Annotated in this window: 15 protein-coding genes and 1 pseudogene; all 16 read right to left on the reverse strand. The window is 53.6% G+C overall.

The features are described 5' to 3' along the window. Positions 1–392 precede the first annotated feature (392 nt). The 16 genes and pseudogenes from parE to KDC22_RS20580 all read right to left on the reverse strand — a co-directional run bounded on the left by parE (position 393) and on the right by KDC22_RS20580 (position 26,420). A complete protein-coding gene (gene parE / locus KDC22_RS20505) occupies positions 393–2,375 on the reverse strand; it encodes a DNA topoisomerase IV subunit B (protein ID WP_173141290.1) in 1,983 nt (660 codons plus the stop codon). Between the two features lie 73 nt (positions 2,376–2,448). After that, complete coding sequence (locus KDC22_RS20510) at positions 2,449–3,438, reverse strand: ABC transporter permease (RefSeq protein ID WP_173141292.1); 990 nt, start codon at positions 3,436–3,438, stop codon at positions 2,449–2,451. Then, on the reverse strand, positions 3,431–4,411 hold the full coding sequence (locus tag KDC22_RS20515; protein WP_211720176.1) for an ABC transporter ATP-binding protein: 981 nt from the start codon (positions 4,409–4,411) through the stop codon (positions 3,431–3,433). The genes KDC22_RS20510 and KDC22_RS20515 overlap by 8 nt, the downstream gene beginning before the upstream one ends. Before the next feature lie 66 nt (positions 4,412–4,477). After that, a complete protein-coding gene (locus KDC22_RS20520) occupies positions 4,478–5,326 on the reverse strand; it encodes a GDSL-type esterase/lipase family protein (RefSeq protein ID WP_173141296.1) in 849 nt (282 codons plus the stop codon). Between the two features lie 782 nt (positions 5,327–6,108). Next, positions 6,109–6,876: a CAP domain-containing protein gene (locus tag KDC22_RS20525; RefSeq protein ID WP_211720177.1), complete on the reverse strand. Its 768-nt coding sequence runs from the start codon at positions 6,874–6,876 to the stop codon at positions 6,109–6,111. Positions 6,877–7,295: 419 nt separating this feature from the next. Then, the gene (locus KDC22_RS20530) at positions 7,296–9,257 is read right to left on the reverse strand and encodes a WG repeat-containing protein (protein WP_211720178.1); all 1,962 of its coding nucleotides are present in this window, start codon (positions 9,255–9,257) and stop codon (positions 7,296–7,298) included. A gap of 796 nt (positions 9,258–10,053) precedes the next feature. Next, positions 10,054–11,560 (reverse strand): annotated as a pseudogene (locus KDC22_RS20535) (alpha/beta hydrolase family protein). 427 nt (positions 11,561–11,987) lie between these two features. Next, positions 11,988–12,995 carry a galactose/methyl galactoside ABC transporter permease MglC gene (gene mglC / locus KDC22_RS20540; RefSeq protein WP_173141304.1) on the reverse strand — a complete coding sequence of 336 codons (1,008 nt, stop codon included), beginning with the start codon at positions 12,993–12,995 and terminating at the stop codon, positions 11,988–11,990. A 109-nt stretch (positions 12,996–13,104) separates the two neighbouring features. Further along, positions 13,105–14,616, reverse strand: coding sequence for a sugar ABC transporter ATP-binding protein (locus tag KDC22_RS20545; protein ID WP_173141306.1), 1,512 nt, complete (start codon positions 14,614–14,616; stop codon positions 13,105–13,107). A gap of 149 nt (positions 14,617–14,765) precedes the next feature. Beyond that, positions 14,766–15,836 (reverse strand): galactose ABC transporter substrate-binding protein, encoded by a 1,071-nt coding sequence (locus KDC22_RS20550; protein WP_173141308.1) that lies wholly within the window; start codon positions 15,834–15,836, stop codon positions 14,766–14,768. Between the two features lie 151 nt (positions 15,837–15,987). Next, on the reverse strand, positions 15,988–17,010 hold the full coding sequence (locus KDC22_RS20555) for a substrate-binding domain-containing protein (RefSeq protein ID WP_211720179.1): 1,023 nt from the start codon (positions 17,008–17,010) through the stop codon (positions 15,988–15,990). Beyond that, entirely contained in the window at positions 17,007–18,833 is a 1,827-nt protein-coding gene (locus KDC22_RS20560; protein WP_211720180.1) for a cache domain-containing sensor histidine kinase, read from the reverse strand. The genes KDC22_RS20555 and KDC22_RS20560 overlap by 4 nt, the downstream gene beginning before the upstream one ends. Positions 18,834–18,835: 2 nt before the next feature. After that, positions 18,836–20,485 (reverse strand): response regulator, encoded by a 1,650-nt coding sequence (locus tag KDC22_RS20565; RefSeq protein ID WP_211720181.1) that lies wholly within the window; start codon positions 20,483–20,485, stop codon positions 18,836–18,838. A 464-nt stretch (positions 20,486–20,949) separates the two neighbouring features. Continuing rightward, a complete protein-coding gene (locus KDC22_RS20570) occupies positions 20,950–21,414 on the reverse strand; it encodes a GNAT family N-acetyltransferase (protein ID WP_173141316.1) in 465 nt (154 codons plus the stop codon). After that, positions 21,404–22,594, reverse strand: coding sequence for a formate-dependent phosphoribosylglycinamide formyltransferase (purT, locus tag KDC22_RS20575; RefSeq protein WP_211724124.1), 1,191 nt, complete (start codon positions 22,592–22,594; stop codon positions 21,404–21,406). The genes KDC22_RS20570 and purT overlap by 11 nt, the downstream gene beginning before the upstream one ends. 148 nt (positions 22,595–22,742) lie before the next feature. Continuing rightward, a complete protein-coding gene (locus KDC22_RS20580; RefSeq protein ID WP_211720182.1) occupies positions 22,743–26,420 on the reverse strand; it encodes a dynamin family protein in 3,678 nt (1,225 codons plus the stop codon). Positions 26,421–26,922 lie beyond the last annotated feature (502 nt).

Consider the following 26,922-nt stretch of genomic DNA (forward strand, 5'->3'; position numbering starts at 1 on the left):
ACCTTCTGTTCCTCAATCTGTCCGCGTTTATAATGATTGATGACCCAGGACGCTTGGCGCCTGAGATATTCAATCCATATTGCCTCAAGGATCTTAAGAAAAACTAAACCAATAGGTGGGATGCCGTAACTGCGGTGACTTTGGACTTCCGGCCGCTGTTGTCTCCAGATTTCCTGATTGTAACCGCTGATCGCGGTAGAAATCCGGAGACAAAGGCGGTCGCTGGCGCTCCTCCAGTTCCAAAATCCCCTTCGTTACTTTCCCTTCTATTCGTTTAACAATTCATAGTTCAGCAACCCGTGAATATCCCATTTGCTTCGCGTAAAGTGATCATCAAAAAATTATAAACAGCGGAAGTTATCGTCACTTCCCACTACTACTTACGATCTTTGTTACTCCACGATTTCTGTGAAATCGACGTTCTCGACAATCCAGCGCTTCCGCGGGTCCACCTTATCGCCCATCAGCGTAGAGACGCGGCGTTCCGCCTTGGCGGCATCCTCAATCTGCACCTGCAGGAGCGTACGCGATTCGGGATTCATCGTTGTCTCCCACAGCTGATCCGGGTTCATCTCTCCGAGTCCCTTGTAACGCTGCAGCTCGAAGTTCTTCCCGAATTCCTTCAGATAATTCTGCAATTCCTCATCGCTCCAGGCGTAGCGGACTGTCTCCAGCTTGCCCGATTTGCGCGTCAGCTTATACAGCGGCGGCTGGGCGATGTAGACCTTGCCGGCATCAATCAGCGGCTTCATGTAGCGGTAGAAGAAGGTCAGCAGCAGCACCTGAATATGCGCTCCGTCCGTATCGGCATCGGTCATAATGATGATTTTGGAATAATTGCTGTCCTCTACGGCAAAATCAGGCCCGATTCCCGCACCGATTGCCGAAATGATCGCCTTGTATTCGTCATTCTTCAGGATATCCAGCAGCTTGGCCTTCTCGGGATTCATCGGCTTGCCCTTCAGCGGCAGAATGGCCTGAATCTTGGAATCACGGCCCTGCTTCGCCGAACCTCCGGCCGAATCGCCCTCCACGATGAAGATCTCGGTACGTGTAACATCCTTGGACTGTGCAGGCGACAGCTTGCCGCCAAGGTTCGAGCTTTCACTGCGTTTCTTGCCGCTGCGGATCTCGTCACGGGCTTTGCGGGCCGCTTCACGGGCCTTGGAGGCCTGGATCGATTTCTTCAGCAGGCTCTGCGCGACCTGGGGATTCTCCTCCAGGAAGCGGGCCATTTTCTCGGAGACAATGAAGTCCACAGCGCTGCGGGCAGAAGCACTTCCCAGCTGATCCTTCGTCTGTCCGACGAATTCCACATCCGACATCTTGATGCTGATGACTGCCATCATGCCTTCGCGGAGATCATTGCCCTCCAGATTCTTATCCTTCTCCTTGAGCAGCTGTGTCCGGCGGGCATAATCGTTCAGCACACGCGTATACGCTGTCTTGAAGCCGGTCTCATGCGTTCCCCCGCTGCGTGTAGGGATAGAGTTCACAAAAGAAGCAATGGTCTCCGTATAACCCGCATTGTACTGAAGCGCGATCTCGACTTCAATCTCGTCCTTCTCAGAGCTGAAATGAATCACATCGTGCAATACATCCTTGCCCTCGTTAAGGAATTGCACGAACTGGCTGGCGCCGCCTTCATAGAAAAATTCATCCTGGCGCCCGCTGCGCTCGTCGCTCAGATTGATTCTGAGCCCGGAATTCAGGAAGGCAATCTCCTGTACCCGTTCGGCAAGGGTATCATAGTTGAATGAAATACCCGCAGCGAAGACGCGAACATCCGGCTTGAAGGTAATCTTCGAACCGGTCTTATTCGTATTCCCCAGTATCTCAAGACCGGTCACAGGCTCACCGACATGTTCTTTTCCGCTTTTGTCGACCCAGTATTCGAAGCGCTGACGGTGAATCTTGCCTTCGCGGTAAATCTCCACTTCCAGCCACTCGGACAACGCATTGGTTACGGAAGCCCCGACACCGTGCAGACCGCCCGATTTCTTGTAGCCGGAGCCGCCGAACTTGCCCCCTGCATGCAGAATGGTGAATACAACCTGCGGGGTTGGGACTCCTGTCTTGTGCATTCCGGTCGGTATGCCGCGTCCGTTGTCAATGACGGTCACCGATCCGTCTTTACGCAGTGTAATATCAATCTTCGAGCAAAACTTGGCCAAATGCTCATCTACGGCATTATCTACTATTTCCCATACTAAATGGTGCAGACCCGAGGAACTCGTACTGCCAATATACATGCCGGGCCGTTTGCGGACCGCAACCAGACCTTCGAGCACCTGAATGTCGTCAGCATCGTATCCAGTCCGGCCTGCTTCGCCGTTCTTAGAGACTTTTGCAAACATATCGATCTGTTCGAGCATTCATGCTCCTCCTTCACTTGTCTTCCTATCTCTCTAAAAATGCAAACAAACGTTTTCGTTCACTTTGTACATTCTAATTCAAAATATCCCGTTTCGTAAAGACGGCGAATGAAATGATTACGGCAGCCAGTCCCCAAATTCCCAGAACCGCCATCGAAAAGCCCAGTGTCATGCCCTCTATCGGCGCAGGAGTCCCGGCTAAATAAGTGGTAAGCTCCATGTTGACCATAAATAAATATTTGGCCGCCGTCCAGGCAGAAGCCATGTTGGTCAGAATGGTCCCGGCAATCAGCGCCGCCATCATCACCACAATACTCGCAGCCGTGCTGCGTACCAGCACCGACACCATGAAGGCCAGCAGGGCCACCACTATGCTGACGAACCAGATCAGTCCGCCCTGCATCAGCAGATACTTCCACTGCGCCACGGCATGAACTTTGGACATATCGACCGTATCACCGCTTATCTGGAAGCCCGTGAAGACCGGAACATTGAATCCTTTATATCCAAAAGCCAGCCCCGAGATCAGATAGCTGATCACGAATACCGACAGGACGATCAGCGATACGAACATCAGCAGGGCTGCCATTTTGCTGAACAGCACCTTCCAGCGTCTGACCGGACGGGTCAGCAGCATCTTGATCGTTCCTGTCGTCCTCTCGCCGGAGACCAGGTCGGAGGCAACCGCCATGATCAGCAGCGGAATGAACAGGGACACGGAATTATTGAGGAATTCCCGGGTGAACGTGACACCGCTAGGCTCGTTCGGGTTCACATCGTGGTCCAGATAATATTGCAGCTGCTGGAGAAACACCCGCCGGTAGGACTTCCATTCCTCGGGAATCCGGTCGCTGCCGAGCGAGTTCTGGTTATCGGTGATTTGCTGCTGGATCTCCAGCCTCCAGTCAGAGTTAAACTTGTCACGGCTGCGTTCTGCTATACGCATCTGGGCATAGGTAAACATTGGCACCAGCACCAGCAGAATCAGCAGGATGACATAGAAACGTTTCTTTTTTATAATCTTCAGACACTCATTTCGGATGAGCGGCAGCAGGTTAGTCAATAGATTCACCTTCCGTTAGCTTCAAGAATAGCTGTTCCAGTGTTGGGTTAATTTTATGCACAGCGCGGACTTCTACCTCTTGGGTAACCAGCACGGCTACGATCTCCGGGATCAAATCCTCTTCCATCACCGTAATCAGGGAATTCGCGCCCATGCCTGCGATGATCGAATCATCCAGGGTCACCTCGTCCAGACTTAGAAGCGCAATATCCGGCCGCATGGACAGCAGGTCTCTCGCCCGCTCCAGCGGCTCCAGCTCCCACAGGACATAAGGAGAATTGCGGGCAACCAGCTCGTCTACACCGCCTACGGCGAGTACACGGCCTTTGCTGATAATGGCGACCCGGTCGCACAGCAGCTGAATTTCACTCAGCAGATGACTGGACACAAATACAGCCAGCCCTTCGTCTGCCAGCTTACGGATGAATTCGCGCAGCTCCTTGATTCCCTTCGGGTCCAGTCCGTTGGTCGGCTCATCCAGGATCAGCAGCCGGGGGCGGCCCAGCAGGGCTTGAGCTATACCCAGCCGCTGGCGCATACCCAGTGAATAGGTGCTGACTTTATCGTGAATGCGCTGATCCAGCCGCACAATGTCCACCACTTCGGCAATTCGCTGCTCATCTACTCCAGGCTGCATACGGGCGAAATGCTGCAGGTTCTCCCAGCCAGTCAGATATGTATAGACCTCGGGATTCTCGACGATGGAGCCTACGTATTGCAGCGCTTTTTCGGGATTCTTGTTCACATTATAGCCGCACACCGTGATGGTGCCTGCGCTTGGACGGATCAGGTCAACTAACATGCGGATGGTCGTTGTTTTGCCCGCTCCGTTCGGGCCGAGAAAGCCGAAGATTTCCCCTTTTTTAACGTCAAACGTAACATCATCTATGATCCATTTGCGGCCGATTTTTTTGCGGACTCCCTGGGCGGAAAGAACTACCTCTCCCGGTTCATCATGTAATGGTCTCGCCATCCGTATCCAGCTCCTTGCACAGTCATTTCTGTTGTAAGCTATTTGGTGCGCTCTTCTGTCCCGGAATTAACGTACAGCTTGTACAATCCGCTCACTCATCCGCTGATAACCGTCCCCATTCGGGTGAAAATGATCATTGGAGAGATACTTGTCCAGATGCCGGTCGAACAGATCAAAGGTCGGAACGAGCGTCATATTGCTGTGCTTGTTAATCATATCCATGGCTGTATTGTTCCACGCTGTTACGGCCTGATTGCCTGGTGTAAGCAGCTCGGGGATATCTCCGAAGGGATTATATAGGCCAATGTAATATACCTGTGCCTGCGGATTTATCTTTGCTACCGTATCCAGAATACTGCCGAGCCGTTTGGCCGCTTCAGGCAGTGCGGAGAGCAGCGATTCAGGGGTCAAATCATTGGCGGATGCAGTTGGTACGGGCTTGGAGCCTTCAACCTTAGGAGTAGCGGGGGTCCCCATAATATTCGAACCCCGGAACAGATCATTGCCGCCAATGGAGATCAGAATTACATTCGCCTGACGCAGCGCGTATTGCACGCCTTCTTCCTTCAGCTTGCTCTCCAGGGCGGTTGTGGTCAGGCCGTTAATTCCCATGTTGCCCAGCAGCTCAGCTTTGCCTTCATTGGCCGATAATGCTGTAAGCGTGCGTCTTACGAATCCTTCCCCGGAATTGTCGCCGGTCCCTTTGGCCAGAGAGTCGCCAAGCGCCAGAATCTTGTATTCGTCGCTTGCAGCGGCCGTCGGTACAGCCGTCTCCTGAGGAAGGGAAGACAGGAGCTTCTCTCCCTTTGGGTTCAGGATGTCGCCTACCGCATACACAAATCCTGTGATCAAAAGTAAAGTTGCCAGGATGGACACCAGGCTCACGGCCCGCCATGTCCATTTGGAATCATTCAATGCTATCCCTCCATATGCCGTACTATTGTCCAATGTCCATCATTTACAAATTTCTTAACTATGTAGATAAACATAATTCTTCTTTGCTTAATTTGCAAATATAACGGGGGAATGTTTAGGCGGGGGGCGCGGCTGCGGTGATTTTGGACTTTCGGCCGCTGTTGTCTGCAGATTTCTTGATTTATACCGCATCAGCGGTGGAAATCTACAGACAAAGGCGGTCGCTACCGCTCCTGCAGTTCCAAAACCCCCTCCGCCGCTTCCACCTAAACGGTGGGTAGCAGGAAGGGCTACACGATGGCGCTGCGCTGATCGTTTCGGGAAATGCGGACTGCATAGTGCGGAATGCATAATGCGAAACTGCATAATGAGTAACTGCATCCACTTCCTAGAAGGCAAGTGGAAAAATGTATCTTAGTTCGTGGAATTCTGAGCTATGGAGGGAAGCAAGTGGATAAACAACAACTAATAATGTTAGTTTTCGCTACTTTGGGTGGAAAGACATAATTTAAGTGTTGTTTTTCCATCTGCTGTGTAAATACGGTTCATTTGTCTATCAGCAGGTGGATAAAATCCAACTGTTTCCCGCCCCTATCGCAAGCGGGGTGTCCAGCTCGTTCTCTCCGTATCCCTCTCCTCTCCCCTATTATCCAATTTGGAAGACGATACTAATTCCCTGGCTGGTTAGACAAAAAAACGCCCCCCGGAAGCCGGAGGACGAATGATGCATAAGAGCTAAGTTAAGCTAAGTTAAGCTAAGTTAAGACACGTTGAGTTGGATATTATTTACCGATGAATTCCTGAACCCAGTAATTATTGTCGAAGCCTACACCGATGTAATTGAAATTCGCACTCAGAATGTTAGCCTTGTGGCCGGGGCTGTTCATCCAGGCAGTCATTACTTCCTGCGGAGTCTTCTGGCCCATAGCGATGTTCTCACCGGCTGCCTTATAAGTGATCCCGAACGCAGACATCATATCGAATGGTGATCCGTAGGTCGGAGAAGTGTGTGAAAAGTATTTATTCGAGCGCATATCTGCCGCTTTCGCTGCAGCCACTTTGTTCAGGCTGTCGAGCGCGGAGACAGGGGCCAGTCCAGCTGCAGCGCGTTCTTTGTTCACCAGGGCTACTACCTGCTGAGTGTAGCTCGATGCGTTGTTACTAACAGCAGCAACGGTTGTCGGAGCCGGGGCTGGGGTTGTAACGGGCTTCGCGGTTGCAGCGGGTACTGCTACCGGCTTAGCTGTAGCTACTGGTGCAGGGGTTGCAACTGGCTTAGCTGTTGCCACCGGCTGTGCTGCTGTCGGAGCTGCTGCAACAGGGGTCTTATAAATAATGGTTTTGGTGACCGTGTACGTATTGCCATCCAGTACGATTGTCTTTGCATTGTTCTGTGTGAAATATTCCATGAATTGTGCGAAATTCATATCTGATCCGGCTGCCGCAGGGGCACCGGCTGCTGCGTTGGCCTGTAATGGAAGAGAAATGCTAAGTGCCATAACAGCTGCTACACTTCCACCTATCATTGCTCTCAAAGTCTTGCTTTTCATTCTGCCATCTCCTTAATTCATGTTGTATTCTATCGTGCGGCCGGGAGTGTCGATCATCAATTGTTACAAAGTTGTAATTTGTTCCTCAGTCATTGTAACACATAATTATCGGCTGTGCGCTTCTAAATTATGTCATTTCTCTCGACAGCCAAAGCTTGTCCGCTCCCGGTGCAAATCTACAATACCCCATAAAGGCAAGCTGGAAATAGAAAGATGATTGATAGCGTAAAGACAGCTAAACCCTTAAATTGCAAGTGGAAACGGCTTTGCCGTCCTTTTGAAGGACGGTACCGTTTCAGCGAGAAATAGAAGGATAAGTTATCGTGTGCAACATATAACTTCTTTTATTTTAAAAAAACCGTCCTCTACAGGACGGTCCTTAGTCCTACCTTATATATCGGTCCGCTCACCGCTTTCTTTTAATGAAACGACTGCCAGAACTCCCCTTCGGTCGAGATCAGGCCCATAATCTCCGCATACGGAATCCGGAAGGTCGGGAATCCTGCTGCGTACGGAGCAATTTCATAAGGAGCAAAATAGAGATACAACGCCTCACCATCGACATAAAAAGGCTGATTGGCTGTAATGCCCTTGTACGTGTCCGGAAAAACATAGGAATACTGCGGATCATTCGCAATCTGCTTGCCGACAATGTCACTGAGCTTCTGGACATATTTGCTGCCGGGCTTGAACAGATCACTGAGACTGTAAAATTTGCCGGTGCGCAGGTTGATATGCTCATAGATCCGGGTCGGCATGCCATGGGCCGCTCCGAACGGGAAATGGTATCCGGTAAGCTCCAGCACCAGCAGGTTCTTACGGAAGAAGGATACGGCAAAATCCCCCGTATAACTGAAATCCTGATCGGTTCCCCCGGTTCCGGCCCCATCTGCCAGGGACAGGCTGCGCAGCTTCTCATTTACGGCTTTGGATACCTCAATGACGGCAATGCCTTCCACCACCGGATAATAGACGAGGTAATCCTGGTTCGGCTTGAATTTCTTCTCCAGCACAGAGTACGGCGGTCTGAGCGGAATGACACCGTTCTGCCGCCAGACCTGCTTCCCCTTGCGGTCATAATAAGCCGTGCGCAGATCAATATCCGCCCGGATCAGATTGCCGCTGAAGGAGAGTGATCCTGAGCCTGGGATGACCGGGGGCTTGGCGGATTTTTTGCCGCTGGTATCAATGAAATATGTCTCCTTGGCATCGTACACCGAGGCCAGCCCCTTCTGATAATTGTTCACTCCCAGCAGCGGATGGGTGCTGAGTATTCTTCCCGTAAGCGCATCGGCGATCACATAACTCGAACCTCTGTAAGGCTGATCTGTATACAGTGGCGTTCCCAGCGCAACGCGGTTCTCTCCCAGCTGCTGTACCTCATAATAGACTGCGGGAATAATCAGTTTGCCCTGCTTGTCGATCAGGCCGTAGGCATTGCCGTAATTCTCGGCTGTGTTGATCACCGCCCGGCCCTCGGAGAAGGGCAAAGCCGCTGTATACTTAGGCTCAATCGCGATCGTGCCGTCTGTGCGGAGATAGCCGTATTTGCCATCCGCCGTAGCCTGGAAGGCCAGTAACCCATCCCCCGGATAACCGACAAAAGGATATTTGTACGTATGCTGCACGTTGCCTTGCAGATCAATCAGCGCGTATTCGCCTTCTGCTATTTTGACCAGTGCTGTCCCATCCGAGAAATCTCCGGCATCCAGATAGACGGCTGGCAGCACCTCTTTGCCCTGGGCATCAAGGAAACCGTAACGGGAATTGCCGGCAGTCGTGCTCTGCTTGGAGAACAGGGCCCGGCCTTCATGCAGCGAGTTCAGATAGTCATAACGTGCTGACGTCACCTCTTTGCCTTTCTCGTCGATAAAGGTGTAGCCCTTCGCGTCGGAAACCACGGCCCGCCCTTCGGCAAAGGGGCCAATAAATGAATATACCGGCTTAACCCGCTCCCGCCCGGAGCTGTCGATCAGACCGCTGACATTCCCGCGCTGCACCACCGCCAGTCCATTCTCCTGAAACTCTTCGGCATAATCATATCTCGGTTCAATTACGACCCGCCCGTCATTGTTGATGTATCCCCACAGCGTACCCTCCGTCAGCTTAAAAGGGGCCGGATGCAGCAGCTCTGCCCGCAGTCCTCCGCCGTCATCAGGGAGCACAATGAGCGCCTCCAGCGGCTTTTTGGAGTAGTCTACCCGATATAATCCCGCCTCTGCGGGAATCGTCACGAACAGATCCTCATCCGCGCGGATGAAATCCTCCTCCTGCTGCGGAATACACTCGTTCCAGCCGATGCCGTCCCACCGCCATACCTCCGCCACAATCAGACCGTTGTCCGTCCCTTTTCCCAGCTCGTTCAGCTTAATTCTCAGCATTCAGTCGTTCTCCTTTACAAGGGCTTTTGCCTATAGAATATGAGGCGAGGGGGGAAAGGGTGTGTATGTGCTTGGGAATGGAGGCTGGGAATGCGAGAAATATGAGCGTGGAGAGTGCGGCGTTGTTCAAAAGAATAATAAAAGGTATCCTGCCGTAACTGCGGTGATTATGGGCTTCCGGCCGCTGTTAGGTTTGGATTTCCTGATTCGGACCGCTATTTGCGGTAGAAATCCAAACCTAAAGGCGGACGCTACGCTCCTCCAGTTCCAAAATCCCCTCCGTTACTTTGAACCTTTTCTTCAGCAAAACCAAGATAAAACCTACAAACTACAACCTGCAAACCTATAACCTGCAACCTTAAGAGCAACACAAACACACCCTTTCGGAGGGTGTGTACCGGTTGTTCAAGGGCAGCTTCGCCTGCCCTTGGAATAGATATGATACCTTAGGGTAAGCTTCTGCCGGGCGTGGCTCGCTGAAAATTCGATAGTAATGCATAAACCCAATCATTTGACTCGGCCGAGCCTGCTGTCTCTCACATATGAAAAAATTTATCACCTCTCGTAGTTTAATCCTGCCTAAAATGCAACTTTCATCTCAAAATATCGACCGCAAACTAAATTTGTTGCACAAAAGTCAGCATTCCACCAGCCATTAGCAGATTAAAGGAGAGATTGTTGTATTTCATGCAGCATCCCCCCAAGCATCCCTCTATCCATGGAGAGGAGTTGCAGTTCTTACAACAATCTTTAATTACTCCGAACCCACCCGGCGGCAATATAGCCTGCTCCGTGATTACAACTGCGGGGTTACGAACTTTACTTCCGGATAGCGGCTATCCGGTCCTTGCATTAAGGTCCCGTTTTTATTTTTCAAATACAGATCGAAAAAATCCAGCATATAGGCGTTGATCACGAAGCTTGCTCTTCCGGGCGCCAACGCTCCTGTAATCCCCAGCCGTTGGAATACCGGTGAAACGAACTGTACATCCGTAAAATTCAAATGCTCCGTATCGTCTATATAGATGACTTGTCCTCCTGCGGGAAGCGTTGCGCGCATCTTTTCAAGCTCCAGCTTTTTGTCCTCCCTCTCCTGATCCGCCCACTCCCTGGTCTTTCCCTCACGTGTAAGTTCTTCATCAGTGTATATATGATTATCCATCACCCTGCGCAATGTTTCGTAGTAGCTCTCCGAGTTCATGAACAGGAACGGCTTAGACAAACTCTCACGATCCCGCAGCCGGTAAAGTCCTCCATCCAGGTCGATTCCAGCCGTGATCCGCGAATCATAAGCAGCCTCATAGGCCGTCGCCCCGCCGATCGAATGACCGAACACCCCGATATGGCCGAGATCAAGCCTCCCTTGCAGCTGACTTGGAATGCGTCCCGACTGGATAAGTTCGAATTGGTCCAGCACAGACGCCACATCAGCGCTTAATATTTGACCCAACTCGTCACGGATTCCGGCTTGCGTCCTGAAATCTTGCTCTGGCGTGAATAAGTCATTGGTTGTAGCCGATGTGATCCGGCCGTCCGGAAATTCAGTTGCAAAAGTATTGTAGGTATGGTCGATCACTGCGACGATATACCCGTGGCTTGCAAGATTCTCAGCTTGTGAGGTATGAAGAAACCTGGAGGAACCGAAGCCGGGACTAGCCAGGATAACCGGGTATGCAGTCTGTGCCGAAGAGACCTTGGCCGCCGGATAAGCATGAGCGGACACATACTTCAGGTGCCCGAAAGTAAATCCGGGAAGGCCATAATTCTCCGCCATATAAGGTAAAATCGGAGTGTCGGGGATAAACGGGGCGTACTTCCCGGTGCCGGCTTCAGCCGGATACCCATACCTGAACCATCAGTTCCCTTTTGCCCGTACCGGATTCTCCTAAGGTCTCCGCCCGGTTGGGATCGGTGAAATGAAAGACCTGCGTGCCTACCTTCAACCCGCCAGTTGGCGCAGGGAGACTGAATACAGGAAACACATACAGGAGGCACGCCGTTGCGATTAGTCCAAGCCCAATCAACAGGCGGCCCAGTACTCTGCGGATTCGCGGAGCTGTCCTCCCTGCTGTCTGTGTTCTGAATATGTTCCCAATGGAAAGTATAAACATCAGGATCGTAAATCCGTATAAAAATAACAGCTGAACCCTGTATCCTTCAAGAAGCAGATGTACCGCTAAAATAATGAACCCGGCTCCGCTTGTCAGGAGCAGAGCAGACCTTCGTCTGCTCGGATTGAAAACAAACAGAATAGCCAGCAAACAAACACTTGAGCTGAACAGCAGCATTTCAAAAAACCTCACACCCATTCCCCCTAAAAACCAGTCTCATCCATGGATAAGGTTAATATACAGGAACAACGCGGCAGGTACTATTGATCCAGATTACATTTGTCTTACAGGCAAGTAAGCACATAATCACTAAGATGGGTTTTGATACTGGCGGAGCGGTAGCGTTCGCCTCCCGATATGATTTTGGAGCATCCTTGGGCCAAAATCCGTACGCCAAAAAGCGTTTGCGAGTTACCGCAAACGCTTATCCCTGCTTCCCCCACCTTGGTGAGGTGATGGGAGTAACGGAGGGGATTTTGGAACTGGAGGAGCGGTAGCGCCCGCCTTTGTCTCCCGATTTCTACCGCGATCAGCGGTTTAAATCAGGAAATCGGGAGACAACAGCGGCCGGAAGTCCAAAATCCCCGCAGTTACGACTTATCACCGAACCAGATCAAGCTTACTTTTTCGATGAATATTTACGCATATCAAACGATACCGCTGCGATGATGATCAGGCCCTTGATGATCAGCTGGTAGTATGGGCTGATGCCGATGAAGGTCAGACCGTAGTTGATCAGGGTGAAGATGATAACCCCGACCAGGACGCCGGGAACAGTGCCGATCCCGCCGGTAGTCGATACGCCGCCGACTACGCAGGCTGCGATGGCGTCAAGCTCGTACATGTTACCGTAGTTGTTGGTCGCGCCGCCTGTTCTGGCCGCTTCGAGCACACCGGCCAGACCGTACAAGGCACCGGCGATGGCATAGATGTAGATCAGGTTCTTGGAGACGTTGATCCCGGATACCTTGGCTGCCTGCATGTTGCCGCCGATGGCGTACATGTTCTTGCCCAGCTTGGTTTTGTTGAACAGCACCCAGACTACCGCCGAGACGGCAAGAGCGATGAGAACGATATAAGGTATGGAATATTGGCCGCTGCCGATGAAGCCGGAGCCAATGTCGGTGAAGTCGGAACGCAGTCCGCCGATCGGCTGCGATTGGTTAGGGTCCATATCGAAGTAGAGTGAGTTCAGCCCGTAGACGATCAGCATAGTGCCCAGTGTGGCGATGAAAGGCGGAACATTCAGCTTGGAGACGATAATCCCGTTGACGAGACCGCAGAGCAGACCGGCAACAATAGCAATCAAGATAGGCAGCCAGACCTGCACTTGCGGCAGATCCGGGAAGAAGCGGCGGGAGTAGTCTGGAATCTGCAGCATGGAAGCTGAGATAACAGCTGTGAAACCAACCACCCGGCCTGCCGACAAGTCGGTACCGGCGGTGATCAGGATGAAGGCTACCCCGAGCGCAATAATCACGCGTGTGGAGGACTGAATCAGCACATCCCGCAGGGTGTTGATGGACATGAAGCTTGGCTCGTATATGATGATCCCCATAATCAGCAGTACCAGCACGATGTAGATTGCGTTCTGAGTCACGAAGGACTGCGCTCTTTTAATAGTCATAATTGTGTTCCTCCTTAATTGTTACGCGAAGTTTAAGCATTCGTTGCTGAGCTTCATCAGCTTGGCAGCAGCCCTATAGCCTTCGCCGTCCTGTGAGTGTAGCTCCTGATTAATGCTGTGCAGCGAGACGCATCACTTCAGTTTCCGTAGCCTGCTCGCCTTCGAGTATTCCTGTAAGCCGGCCTTCCGACATAACCATTACACGGTCGGACATCCCCAGCAGCTCAGGCATTTCCGAAGAGATCATGATAATGCTCTTCCCCTGCTTCGCCAGGTCGGCAATGATGGTATAGATCTCAAATTTGGCACCGACATCAATCCCGCGTGTCGGCTCATCCAGCAGCAGAACCTCTGGTTCGGTAAGCAGCCATCTGGCCAGCAGCACCTTTTGCTGATTCCCGCCGGAGAGATTCATAATCTGCGTTTTGGTGGTTGGGGTCTTGGTGCGCAGCTTCTCGATCATTTTATCGACTTCTACCTTCTTCTTGCGGCCGTTCAGCAGCAGATACGGCGTCTTATATCGGTCAAGGTTGGCAATAGCCCCGTTCTCATGCACAGACAGCACCGGAAAAATCCCCGTAGCGCGGCGTTCCTCTGTCAGCAGCGCCAGCCCGTGCTTCTTCGCATCCTGCGGGGAGTTGATCTTCACCTTCTTGCCGTCAATAGAGATGGAGCCCGATTTCACAGCACGTAGTCCGAACAAGGCTTCAATCACCTCGGTCCGCTGCGCGCCTACCAGACCTCCGATGCCAAGAATCTCACCCCGTTTAAGCTCGAAGGAGACATCCTTGAAGGATCGCGGCTCCGGTGAGGTCAGGCCTTCCACTTTCATGAACACCTTGCCTGGAACATTGGTGCGCTCCGGGAAGCGGTTGGTCAGATCGCGTCCGACCATCTTGGAGATAATCAGATCCGTGGTCAGCTCCGCTGACGGCCAGGTGCCGATCTTTTTGCCGTCCCGCATAATCGTGACTTCATCAGAAATCTCCAGAATCTCTTCCATTTTGTGAGATATATAGATAATAGCTACGCCTCTTTTTTGCAGGTCCCGGATAATCCGGAATAAATGCTCCACTTCCACGCTGGTTAAGGACGAGGTTGGCTCATCCATGACAATAACGCGTGAATGAAAAGAGACCGCCTTCGCAATTTCGATGGATTGGACCTTGGATACGGACAGCTTGCCCACCAAAGTTTCGGGATTCAGATCGATATCCAGATCTTTAAATAAGTTTTCTGTGTCAGTAAACATTTTTTTGTGGTCGATGAACTGAATCGGTCCGATGCCCTTGGTCGGAAAACGTCCTAGCCAGATGTTCTCCATGACGCTGCGGAAAGGTACGGGGTGCAGCTCCTGGTGAATCATTGAGATTCCGTGCTTCAGTGCATCGTTCGAGTTCGAGATGGCGGCCTTCTGGCCATCCAGGAAGATCTCACCGGCATCCGGTGAATAGATTCCAAAGAGACATTTCATCAGTGTGGACTTGCCTGCCCCGTTTTCGCCCATGAGTGCATGAACCGAACCCGGCCGAACCTTAATACTGACTCCATCCAGCGCCTTCACGCCGGGAAATTCTTTGGTAATGCCGTTCATTTCCAGCAAAAATTCAGTATTTGCCATGTTGTTACGCCCCCTACGCTTTTTTTCTTTTTCCATGAGAGGCACAGCGGTTCCATCCTGCTTCCTACCCGTAAGGAATTCCGGAGAGCGCATTGCAGCGCCCTCCGGGACTGGTATTTATGAAACTTATCTGTATCTGTTATTCATCATTACTTGGCGTCAGCTACGTTGTCCTTTGTGATCTTTTTGTAGGAGATCCATACATACTGGTTGTCAGTGATGTCGAAGCCTACGTTGTCTTTGGTTGGCGCTTCGCCTTTGGCCAGCAGGGCGGCCAGGGTGATTGCGGCTTTACCTTGGTTGTTGGCATCGTTCAGTACCGTACCGAGCATGGTTCCATCCTGCAGTGCCTGAACCGCTGGAGCGGTAGCGTCCACGCCTACAACCGGCATATATTTGTCGCCGCTGAAGTATCCTTGAGCCTTCAGCGCTTCGATGGCACCAAGTGCCATGTCATCGTTGTTCGCAAGAACGGCTTCAATCTTGTCGCCGTGGGAGCCAAGGAAGGCTGCCATTTTTTCCTGGCCTTTTACCCGGTCCCACATCGCTGTATCTTCAGCCAGCTTCTCTACCTTGATGCCGGCATCTTCGATGGCCTGGATGGAGAATGTGGTCCGCAGCTCGGCATCCTGGTGTCCAGGTTCGCCCTTAAGCATTACATATTGCAGCACGCCGTCGCCGTTCTTGTCCGCTTCAGGGTGTGCCTTCCAGTAATCAACGATCAGCTGGCCGGACATGGTGCCGGATTCTTCGGCTTTCGCGCCTACGTAGTAGACTTTATCCCATTTCTTCATATCCTCGGGAAGCGGCTCGCGGTTCAGGAAGACGACCGGAATATTAGCGGTTTTGGCTTTGTCAATGATGACGCCGGCAGCGGTACGGTCCACCGGGTTGATCAGCATGCCGTTATATTTCTTGGTGATGAACAGATCCACCTTGTCATTCTGTGTAGGCTGGGAGTTCTGGCTGTCTACGATGTCTACAGTGGCAATGCCCTTTGCAGCAGCGTCGATGGAGTTACGGACCCCCGTCATGAAGGTATCATCAAATTTGTAAATCGCCACACCGACCTTTGGAGTCGCAGTAGAACCGGAATTCGCTGTGTTAGCCGCAGTGTCTGTCTTGGCTGGGTCAGCAGCCTTGTTATTGTTGCCGCCGCAGCCTGCGAGAGCTGCACCCAGCAAAGCACTGGCAAGTAAAACGGAAGTGACTTTTTTCATTTTTAATTGACCTCCTGAGGATAGTTCTTTATTTGTGTTGATCCCGGTGTGCCCCGGGTACATCCTTATTATGCCCTACATGAAAACGGTTGCGAATATAAAATACTACTCATTTTCATGAAAATTCTAATGTTTAAAACTTAAGTCTCTCCTACCGGACAAACGGGAACAGCAGCTTCTGATTCTCGGGCCACAGCATATTCTCCAGATCTATGAGCTTGGTGCCGGTATCCACGCGTTCGGGAATATCCATGCCTTCAAGCGCCTCCACCGCATATTTCACCGCCAGATACCCGTTGCTGAACGGATTCTGGATCACAGTCGCCTGCACAGTTCCGTCCTGCAGCGATTCCATCATGGAGGGAGAACTGTCAAAAGCAATCATTTTCAGATAGCCCTTCCCCGCGCTTTGAATGACTTTGGCTGCACCTTGGGAGGCAATTTCATTCAGGGTGGCAATTCCGCGCAGCCCCGGATGCTCCTCCAGCATCTCCCGGGTCAGGCTTTCGGCTTCCGATGTGCTGGAGGAGGTATAGGAGATCTGCACGACCTTGACATTCGGGTAACGGGCGGCGTAATTCAGAAAACCCTTTTCCCGCTCATCGGCATCCCTAGCTCCGTAATCAATGCTGCCTGTGGAGCCGGGGCCCTGATCGGGAGAAGAATTCGTGAAGTTAAGTATCCCGATTTCGCCATAACCCTTGAGCAGCTCAATCAGCCGCTCTGCGGATTTCTGTCCGGCCTCATAGCCGTTGGAGCCTACATATGACCGGACTCTGGCAGAGCCGACCTCAGCATCGACTGAGATCACAGGAATTCGCGAATACGCCGCCCTGTCCACGACCTGGGCAAGTCCCATATAGCTGCTGGCCGCGAGAATAATGACATCCGCCTTCTCCTTGATGGATTCCTCCACCATAACGATCTGCTCCTCAATATCGCTCTCCGAATCCGGCGCTTTGAAGGTCAGATTGACATTGAATTCCTTCGCTGCCGCTTCCGCTCCCAGCTTCAGTGTGTTCCAGTAATCCCCTTTGTTCATCTTCACGATCAAGTGGATATTACGCGTCTTGCTGGTGCTGATGTATGCAGGTGATGCATTGAAGCAAGAGGACACAGAGATCCATAACACTCCGCATAACAGTATGGTGAGCCACACACGCAGGCTTCTCACGGGTTCATCTCCTCCTTCTGCTCTTCCATGCCTTCCCCCGCCGGGCGGGCCGGGAATATAAGAGTTACGACAGTACCTTCTTCGATTTCGCTCTGAAAAGAAAGTCCGTACTCCCGCCCGTAATAGAGGCCGATCCGTTCATGCACATTCCTGACGCCGACTCCTGAGCCGCTGGTGCTTTTGACGCCTCCGCTCAGAATGACATTCATCGTTTCCTTCGACATTCCAAGACCGTTGTCACTGACTCTGATTATTACAAGCCCGTCCTGAAGCTCGGCGGTAATGGAGATCAGCCCCTCATCCGGCAGCATTTCGATCCCGTGATAGAGCGCATTCTCCACGATAGGCTGCAGAATCAGCTTAATGGTCTGGCATTGCAGCACTTCCTCCTGCGCCGTGATTTCATAACGGAACTTGTTTTTGAAGCGGAAGCTCTGGATCACCAGATAATGGCGGATATGGTCCAGCTCCTCCTGGATCGTGATGATATTCTTGCCTTTGCTCAGGCTGATGCGGAAGAATCTCGAGAGCGACTGGATCATCGTGACGACTTCACCGGTTTTGCCGCGTTCGGCCAGCCGGATGACGGAGTTCAGCGTATTGTACAGGAAGTGCGGGTTAATCTGCGATTGCAGCACTTCAAGCTCGCCCTTGCGCTTCGTCTCCTGCTCATAGATGATCTGATCCATTAGCTGACGGATACGCTGGAGCATCATGTTGAAACGCTTCGACAGCTGCTCCACCTCATAGGCTCCGCTGACGTTAATCGGCGTATTCAGATCCCCCTCAGCCACCTGCTTCACGGTACGCTCCAGCTTGCGGATGGGGCTGGCAATCAGCCAGGACAGGAAGACCGACACCGCAATCACACAGACCAGCACCACCCCAAGAAACCACGCCAGGAACTGATTCAGATCGCGTTTGGTGGTGACTATCTCATCGTAATAGGCGACCCCGACGATCTTCCAGCCGGTCTGCGCCAGTGTACGCACGGTAATAAACCGCTTCTCTCCGGTCGATTCATCCAAATAGCTGCGGTAGGCATATTCCAGCACCGGCTCTACGTTCTCGTACTTCAGCCCGGCATAGATGAGCTGCTGCTGGGGATGGTAGACGATATTGCCGAGCGGATCGAGGATGTAAGCGTAGCCTCTTTTTCCCAGCTTGACCTGCTTGCTGAGCTGATCAATCGTTCTGAAGTTGAAGTCCAGCAGCAGCACGCCGGTCCTCAGCTCCCCGTTCTCCTGGTATTGAATCAATTTGCTGATGGAGACCACCCAGGTGTACCTGCCCCGGAACAGATTCTGGATATGGGGGGCCGAATACGAGATCTCCGAGGTGCGTTTGGCCGTGGTGAACCAGCTCTGACTCTCCAGTCCTGTATTCAGGCGCAGGTTCTGTCCGGGCGTCCCTACAACATACTGGCCCTGCGGTGTAAAAACAGCCACGGATACCAGATCCTCGCGGCTGCTCATCAGGGTGTCCATCCGTTCATTGAGCAGCGGGGAGTCAATCGACGGACTGGTGGTAATCTGCTTCTCTGCGGTGGCAAAAATACTGCCCATCCCTTTCACATACAGCTCCAAGTTATAATTCACCTGCTCGATGATCTGCTGCATGTTGAGATTAGCGTTCTCTTCTGCCGTCTTGGCAAACTTGCCGTACAGCATGATGCTGACGATCACGGCAACGGCCACCGTGACCGCCGTGAAGGTCAACGTAATAATCAGCTGGATACTCCGCAGCTTCGAGGGTATGCGCAGCTTGCCTCTCTTAGGAGAGGGCGGGCGCAGCGGGGAGAAAGGCTCCTTGGGCTTGTTCATGGCTATTCTCCCCGTGAGCTGTTCTTATACTCTTTGGGGGATTGTCCGTATTTCTTGCGGAAGCAGAAGCTGAAATAGTTGGGGTCGGCGAACCCGATCCGCTCAGCGATCTCGAATGCCTTCAGCTCCGTGGAGCGCAGCAGCTCCTTCGCGGCCTCCAGCCGGATCTGCAGGAGATAACTGACGAAGGTCATCTTCATCTCTTTCTTAAAAATACTGCTGAAGTAACCCGTGCTGATGTGCAGATGCTGGCATACCCGGCCGATCGACATATCGGATTCCTCATAATGGCTGCGGATATATTCCTTAGCCTGGTCGATCAGCTGCTTATAGCTGGACTGGCGTTCGGAGGCAATGGTATTCATCAGCCGGCTGCACACGGTAATAATCCACTGCCTGGCTTCACCCATATTGTTGAATTTGTTCATATCGCTCAGGGAAGTCAGGCCGGGGCCGATGAAATCATTCGTTTCACTGCCCGATTCCTTAGCCACGCGCAGAATCGAAGTAATAATCTCCAGCAGGAAAATCTGATAATCCTGAGTGGAGACCTGCGCGGTATCAAGACCCCCGAACAGCTCGTCCACTACCTCCCTCAGCTCCTGTGCGGTGCCCAGCTTGATCGTGCGGATCAGCGACTGCTGGGCCAACTCGTCATAAGCCGGCATCTGGCTGGATCTGGACTCCACATCCTCGATCCAGATCACCCGGTTGTTGCCGAGAATCAGCCGGTAATCCAGGGCCTGCAAGGCATCCCCGAAGGAATTGAACAGCATGGACGGCGCCTTGCAGACGGTTCCGGCGCCCGCGGTTACCGTCAGCTTCAGGAAACGCTGCACATTCTGGCAGATTTCTTCAAGAATGGCGAACGTTCTGCCGGTAATATCGCTCTCCTCCGGGCTCTGGCTGACCGACAGCAGCACCACATCATCGCGGTGGATGAACACCTTGCCGAACTCATGCTTCTGGCAGATCTCCTCGGCGATATTCAGCACGGCAAACAGCTGGAGATTACGGTCCCCGGTGTCACGCAGCGATACCGGCCGGGCTTCCTGAACGCCGGGCGTCCGCTCTGTACGGATATAATCAATACTGATCACGGAGGACTGGAAACATTGGCCGGCCAGGTTGATACCGTACTCTGCACTTTTCTCGGCGATCTCGGCGGAGCGCAGACGGCGGGAGACCAGGGAGGAGAGGAACTGCTCCCGCAGCAGGGGCAGGCTTTTGCGGTAATGCTCGCTTAGCACAAAAACATTTTCCTTCTCGGCAATCTCGGTTTCGATCTGAGCTCTAACCTTCAGCAGGACATCAATCAGCTCCCGGGATGAGAAGGGCTTGAGGATATATTCGTCAATCTGCAGCTTGATGGCCTTCTGGGCATATTCAAATTCATCATAGCCGGTCAGAATGATAATCTTCGTATTCGGATGACGGCTGCGGACCCATTCCGCCAATTGCAGTCCGTTCATGAAAGGCATCTGAATGTCGGTCACGACGACATCCGGCAGGAGCCGGTCTATGGCATCCGCTGCTTCACGCCCGTTCTCCGCCTGCTCTACCACCTCAAAGCCGTACTCCTCCCAGTCAATCTGGGCGATAATGCCTTCTCTTACATCTTCCTCGTCTTCGGCGAGAATTAATTTGTACATGCGTCATCCCTCTTCGGATAGGATATGGAGTTTCACAGAACAATAATAGCTGATTCAACAGGTGCAATCTATGTTTAAATAAAAAAGGCCACAGGTTCCGATGGTGCTCATATGCGGAAGCAATTCACTATATAGGCTGACCGGATATATTGCAAGTGAATATTATGTACATACTGTCACAATGAAATCCTGCTTATAATACAACATTGTGCTGATGATTCCTGCCACCCTTCAGAATTGTTGTACAAAAGGCAGCATTCTTCCTCCTCTGGTCGGCTTAACACGATAATTCTTGTAATTTGTGCAACAATCTGTCCACATACCCCGGTATCCGGGAATCAGAGTTACAGAACGTACAACATTTATGTCCACAGGGCTTGCTAAGAGGTCTTCATCCGCCTGCGGGAACAAAAAAAACCATCCCGATTACGCCGGGATGGGGATGTTCGGTTACACGTATAGGATTATAGCAGTGCTTTGTTGAAGCGGTAGCCTGTTGTCTTTTCAAAGCCGATATGGCGGTAAAAGGCATGTGCCGGGGCACGCTCGACCCGGTTGCCGCTCCGCAGGAACAGCTGGCAGCAGCCTTGATGGCGCGCCCAATCTTCCGCTGCAGCGACGAGCCTTTTGCCAAGGCCTTGTCCTCTAAGCTCCTCTGATACAATCAGTGCGGTAATTTCCGTAATACAATCGGCATGCTTGTAGTAGGACTTCACCTGCCGTAATCCGATCATTCCCACAACTTCGTTATTGAGTTCTGCAACCATTGTGCAGTGGAACGGATCATGCTCCATGCCTTCCATTCTCTCTTTCATCACGCTAAGCGTTGTCGGATAGCCGAATTCCCGCAAAAGGGCTGTTACTCTCTCCAGATCATTCATGCCGCATTTGCGAATTTGCAGTACCTGCTCCTGAGTACTACTGTTCATCCTCGTATACCTCCACTTGTAGCATAGACGCTGCCTGCTTGGCTGTCGTCCGCGCGATTTCAACATCTTCCGCTGAACTGAGTGTTACTGCCATCCGCCGTCCAGGGCGGATCTCCGGTTTGCCGAATACGCGAACTTGCGTACGGGGAAGGGCCAGCGCCTCTTCTATTCCGGTCACTGCAAAAGCTTGTCCGGCTCCTCCGGTCTTCAAGGTTGCTGAAGCTCCAGGGGTCAACAAACGTACCGCCTCCAGCGGAAATCCAAGAATGGCTCTGACATGCAGAGCAAATTCCGACAAATCCTGCGTAATCATGGTAACCATACCTGTGTCATGCGGCCGGGGTGACACTTCACTGAACAATACCCCATCCGCGGTGAGGAACAGCTCCACACCAAAAATCCCATAACCGCCAAGCTGATCCGTAACCGCCCGGGCGATTGCTTCTGCTTCTGCCAGCTGCGCACCCCTCATCTGATGCGGCTGCCAGGATTCCACATAATCTCCATCCTGCTGGATATGGCCAATCGGCGGACAAAATAAGGTTCCGCTGACCGAACGGACGGTAAGGAGTGTAATTTCGCTCTCAAACGTAACAAAGGCTTCTACAATGACGCGTGTACCTTTGGCACGTGCTCCTTCCAGGGCCGTATTCCAGCAGTCTTCCGCATCCTCCGGTTTCCGGCAGACACTCTGGCCTTTGCCGGAGGAGCTCATGATCGGCTTAATCACACACGGTGTTCCCAGCTCTTCTACAGCCTGGCGCAGCTCATCCAGACTGTCAGCGAACCGGTAGGCAGCCGTCGGCAAGCCCAGCTCTTCGGCCGCCAGCCGGCGGATGCCTTCGCGGTCCATGGTAAGCCGTGCAGCACGGGCGGTAGGAACGACGAGGAAGCCTTCTTCCTCCAGCTCCACCAAGGCTCCGGTAGCAATGGCTTCAATCTCGGGTACAATCAGATCCGGCTTCTCCTTACGGATCAGCTGCTTCAGTGCTTCTGCATCCAGCATATCCAGTACATAAGAGCGGTGGGCAACGCCCATCGCGGGTGCAGCTTCATAACGATCCACAGCTACGGTCTCTACGCCAAGGCGCTGAGCTTCGATAATGACTTCCTTACCCAGTTCACCGCTGCCCAGCAGCAGCAGCTTCTTGCTCCGGGCTGAAAAAGGAGCTCCCCACATTGTTGACTCCAACCTCTTTTCGCAAATTTGTCTGCTGACTTCTCTATTTCTGTAAAATGTCGCAGTTTCATTGTAAATTTTCAGTCTTCTTTATTTTCATCCATCATCCACCAGATTGCAAGCATTCTTCGACATTTTCCTACAAACTTCACAGATGGCTGTCCACCAGATCGTCGAAAGCTTGCTCCTGAAGCCGTAATTCTCCGGCAATCTCGCCCCAATGCTGCGCTGAATCACCCCCTTTCAGAAGCTCCGACATGGCTGCCTCCCGCTCGGACAGCTCTTCACGCAGCCGGTCTGCCGCAAGGGATAATGCGGCCGCAGCCGCATCGGCATAGAATGTTAAGAGCGGCTGCTCCTGTGCTTCAGCCGCAGCTCCAACCGCTTCCTTGAACCACGGCTCTGCCGCCGAGCGGATCTCTGCCCGGCCCGGGCCCTCGAAGAAGTGGCGCGGGGATTTGAAGCGGCTCCACAGTCCGGCCCAGTCCATGGGAGCAAGCACGCAGTCCAGCTTCACCGGTGCGGGCCAACGCTCGTCCGGATTCTCCAGGAGCTGCAGCTCCTGCTCCGGGACGGAGAGCTCCGCGGCGGCTGCCGCTGCCGCCTGGGTCACGAACCTGCGGCCTGCCGACTCCAGCCGCAGGGTGGTTGCCCACAGCTCCTGCTCCAGCTCACGCAGGATGCTGCGCTCCAGCTCCCGCCCGCAGGCAATGAAGATGTCCTTCAGATTCCCGGCCTCTTCCCGGAGAATGGAGGGATGGAACGATTCCTGGAAGGAACGGCCGAAGGAGAAGGCAATGCGCTGCCGGACATGGTAGAGCAGCTCTGCGCCCTCACGGCGCAGGTCCCGGAGCGGCCGGTCCTCCTGGACAAGTGCGGCCAGCCGCAGATCCGCAGCTTCCCGGCGCTGCCGGAACTGCTTCATTCCTTCTTCCCGCTGGTCCGCTTCCATCAGCGCCAGCCGCTGCCACTCCTCTGCCCGGAGACGGACAGAGCTTAGGCTGTCTCTGGCCGCTGCCAGCGACAATCTTGGCAGCTCCTCGCCTGCGAACTCAGAGAGCGCCGCTTCAAAGCTGCCGAACCCGGAAGCCTCGTAGGCTTCTCTGACTCCGCGGGACTTGCCCTCCAGCGCAAGCAGGCTGGACACGCTGTAGATCCGCGGTGAGGTCAAGCCCCCGGCCCGCAGATTCTGCGCTACATGCTGCCTCACGGATTCAAGCTCGGCCTCATCTGAAGCGAGGTCTGAGGCATTGATGATGAAGAACATTTTGTCGAGCGCGAAGCTATCCTTGATTCTTCCCAGCTGGGCCAGCAGGCTCCGGTCGGCCTTGGAGAACGCATGGTTATAATAGGTCACGAAGCAGATGGCATCGGCGTTCTTCATGTAACCGAAGGTTACACCGGTATGCCGGGCGTGCAGGGAATCCGCTCCGGGGGTGTCCACCAGTACGATGCCGCTGCGCGTCAGCGGACTGTCATAATACAGGTCTGTGCTCTGCACGAAGCAGGCCCGCTTCTCATCGGCAACCAGAGCCCGGTATTCCTCCAGGCTGACCTTACGCTCTGTTCCCAGCAGCGGACCGGATTCCTCCCATCCGGCTGCCGCCGCGCGCAGGAATCCGGCGTGCGGCAGCGAGGAGGGATGAAGCCCGCCGGTCTGCAGCCTGGCTACCGCTGCGGTCCACGACTCGTGCTGCGGCGGCGGAAGCTGCAGCACGCTGAAGGAATGGAGGATATCTTCCCAGAAATCCTCCGCGCGTTTCATGGTGATGGCCGCCGTGCCGTGAGCGAAGCTGCCCTCCGGGGCCAGAATCCGCCCGACCGCCGCCGTAGCGGGATGCGGCGACACGGGCAGCACCTCTTCGCCCAGCAGGGCGTTGGCGAAGGAGGATTTGCCGGCGCTGAACGCTCCGAACAGCGCCATGGTGAAGCGGCCGCCGGCGAGATCCTCCGCCCGCGCCGCCAGGCTGCGCGCCGCCGAGGCCATAGCCGGCTCGCGGCGCAGCATCCAGGCCGCAGCGTGCAGCGCCGCTGCGGCCTGTGTCAGCCGGCGGCGTCCGCCTGCCGGCTGTGCCGTTCCCGCCGCCCAGGCCGGGGCGGCGGCAGGCTCTGCCGCTGCTGCGGTGCGCAGCGGCTGCGCTGGGCTGGCGGCGCGCAGCGCAGCCGCCGCCAGGGGCTGCACCCCCGGCAGCGCGCCGGGGGTGAGGGTGCGGCGCGGCGGCAGCAGCGCCGCAAGTTCGTCCGCGCGCGCAGCTGCCGCGCGGTCCAGGGCGGCCAGCGCGGCGAGCGCGTGCGCCTGCCGCTGCAGGGCCGCCCGGCGGCGCGTAAGCTCCGCGCGCCGCTCCTCCACAAGAGGCGGCAGCTCATCCAGCAGCGGCTCGCCGAAGGCCAGGACCGCCCGGCGGAACTGCGCCTTGATCTCTGCCGCAAGCGTGCGGCAGAAATTAAGCAGCGCTTCGCCGGATGCACCGGTTCCCGGCTTCACCTGATCCGCCAGCCACTGCTGGCTCACCGCCGGGAACGCCTGCTTCAGCAGCGGCTCTGCCCCCTCCTGCCACAGCCCCAGGCCTTCGGCCCAGTCGCGTACAAGCTGGAGCGTATGCCATTCCAGCTGGGCAGTGATCTCCCGGATCTGCAGGCTGTGCCAGTGCAGCAGCCGCGCGGCTTGCTCCTTCTCCCGCTTCGCAGCGGTGAAGAAGAGGCCGCGCCGGAAGCCCGGCTGAAGGCTCTCGATATAGCCTCCCGCCGCATCCCTCAGGTCAGCCGGCATCAGATTGGTGTTCCCGAGCAGGACGTCCAGCCTGCTGCGCAGATCAAGCCGCGCCTCTTCAGGCCGCTCCTCCAGCAATGCTTCGTCCTGCATGGTCCCCCGAATCTCAGCTTCCACGGCTTCCGCCTGTGTACCGCCAGCCTCTTCCAGCAGTCCGGCCCGCTCCTCCTCCTGCTCCTCACGGTAAGCCGTAAGTACGGCTGCCGCAGTATGGTGCATAGAACGGGATAGACTGTAGTCCAGCAGTTCCCGCCGCTGCTCCAGCAGACCGGAGATCACGGCCAGCAGGTCCTTCCATTGATTCAGGGGATGCCCCTCCACTTTGAGCGAAGTAAACAGAAGACCGGCAGAATGAATGCCCCATTCAAGGAAAGCGCTTTCCACCTGCTGCCGGTATTCCTCCATGGAGATCTCTTGTTCCCTGTGCTTGTCGATCTGATTAATGATAAGATACAGCGGCTTGCCCCAGTCGCTAAGACTTTTGGCGAACGCCAGATTATTCTCCGACTGCACATGATTGTAGTCCATCACATAGAACACCGCATCCGCCAGATGCAGCGCTGAGCGGGTAGCCGCCTGATGGCCTTCATCCGTGGAATCCACGCCAGGCGTATCCATCAGCACACCGTGCTCCCCAAGCAGCGGGATTTCCTCCCAGACCTCTATCGCCGAATATTCAGTCCCTTGGCGGCAGTAATCCTGAAGACGCCCCGGCGTAGTCTTAATTACCTCGGCACTCCTTGCGGTACTCCCGTTATACGGGTGAAGCAGTACCTCCGGAGCTCCGCTGCGAATGGATACAATATTTGCGCTGGTCGGTACCGGTCCCGACGGCAGCACGGCTTTTCCGCAGAGCTTATTAATCATGCTCGACTTCCCCGCCGAGAAATGCCCGCAGAACGCCAGAGTCAACTCACCCGCCTGCTCCTTAACCTTAAGATCTGCAACAATTTGTGCGCTCTCTGCTTCTCCCCATGTGCTCAGCCGTTCTTCCAGCCGCATAAGCGCTGATGTACCGGATACTTGCTCTTCCACCCTACTCCGTTCTGCTCCCACGACAAGCCCACCTTTGCTGCAATCTACAACTTATTATTTAGGTTATATTGAATTCAGTAACTATCTCCATAATTATTACATTTGTATGACTTACTTCACTGCAAGAATAGAACAATTCCATTTTATCATCAGATCGTCACAAATCAAATATACACGTTTACAAAATCAGCTATAATCCTTCACGAAAAACTAGACTTCGCAAAACACCCTTCCAGAACAATATCACCTTTGGAGGGAAAGAGAACGTTTCCTTTTCGACAAACAAGTGGAAATTTGTAGCTTAAATTATCAACTTTTGATAGTTACAGCTAAGCAAGTGGAAAAACAGCATCTGCTCCTAGTGATTATGCCATTCTAACGGAATTTTGATTATTTAAGTGTTGTTTTTCCAACTACCTCTCCACCCTCGTCCATTTCTTCAATAGCAAGTGTTGTAATTCCAACTATTTCACGCTATATAAGACGCACTTAAGATTTGAACTTGAAGCTTCACCGTCACTGC

The organism is Paenibacillus tritici (assembly GCF_018207515.1).
Taxonomy (GTDB): Bacteria; Bacillota; Bacilli; order Paenibacillales; family Paenibacillaceae; genus Paenibacillus_AQ; species Paenibacillus_AQ tritici.

Bases quoted from the DNA above. Each gene is read 5' to 3' on its own strand.
- parE (WP_173141290.1), bottom strand. From the start codon at position 2,375: ATGCTCGAACAGATCGATATGTTTGCAAAAGTCTCTAAGAACGGCGAA.
- KDC22_RS20515 (WP_211720176.1), bottom strand. From the start codon at position 4,411: ATGGCGAGACCATTACATGATGAACCGGGAGAGGTAGTTCTTTCCGCC.
- KDC22_RS20525 (WP_211720177.1), bottom strand. From the start codon at position 6,876: ATGAAAAGCAAGACTTTGAGAGCAATGATAGGTGGAAGTGTAGCAGCT.
- KDC22_RS20530 (WP_211720178.1), bottom strand. From the start codon at position 9,257: ATGCTGAGAATTAAGCTGAACGAGCTGGGAAAAGGGACGGACAACGGT.
- mglC (WP_173141304.1), bottom strand. From the start codon at position 12,995: ATGACTATTAAAAGAGCGCAGTCCTTCGTGACTCAGAACGCAATCTAC.
- KDC22_RS20545 (WP_173141306.1), bottom strand. From the start codon at position 14,616: ATGGCAAATACTGAATTTTTGCTGGAAATGAACGGCATTACCAAAGAA.
- KDC22_RS20550 (WP_173141308.1), bottom strand. From the start codon at position 15,836: ATGAAAAAAGTCACTTCCGTTTTACTTGCCAGTGCTTTGCTGGGTGCA.
- KDC22_RS20560 (WP_211720180.1), bottom strand. From the start codon at position 18,833: ATGAACAAGCCCAAGGAGCCTTTCTCCCCGCTGCGCCCGCCCTCTCCT.
- KDC22_RS20565 (WP_211720181.1), bottom strand. From the start codon at position 20,485: ATGTACAAATTAATTCTCGCCGAAGACGAGGAAGATGTAAGAGAAGGC.
- KDC22_RS20570 (WP_173141316.1), bottom strand. From the start codon at position 21,414: ATGAACAGTAGTACTCAGGAGCAGGTACTGCAAATTCGCAAATGCGGC.
- purT (WP_211724124.1), bottom strand. From the start codon at position 22,594: ATGTGGGGAGCTCCTTTTTCAGCCCGGAGCAAGAAGCTGCTGCTGCTG.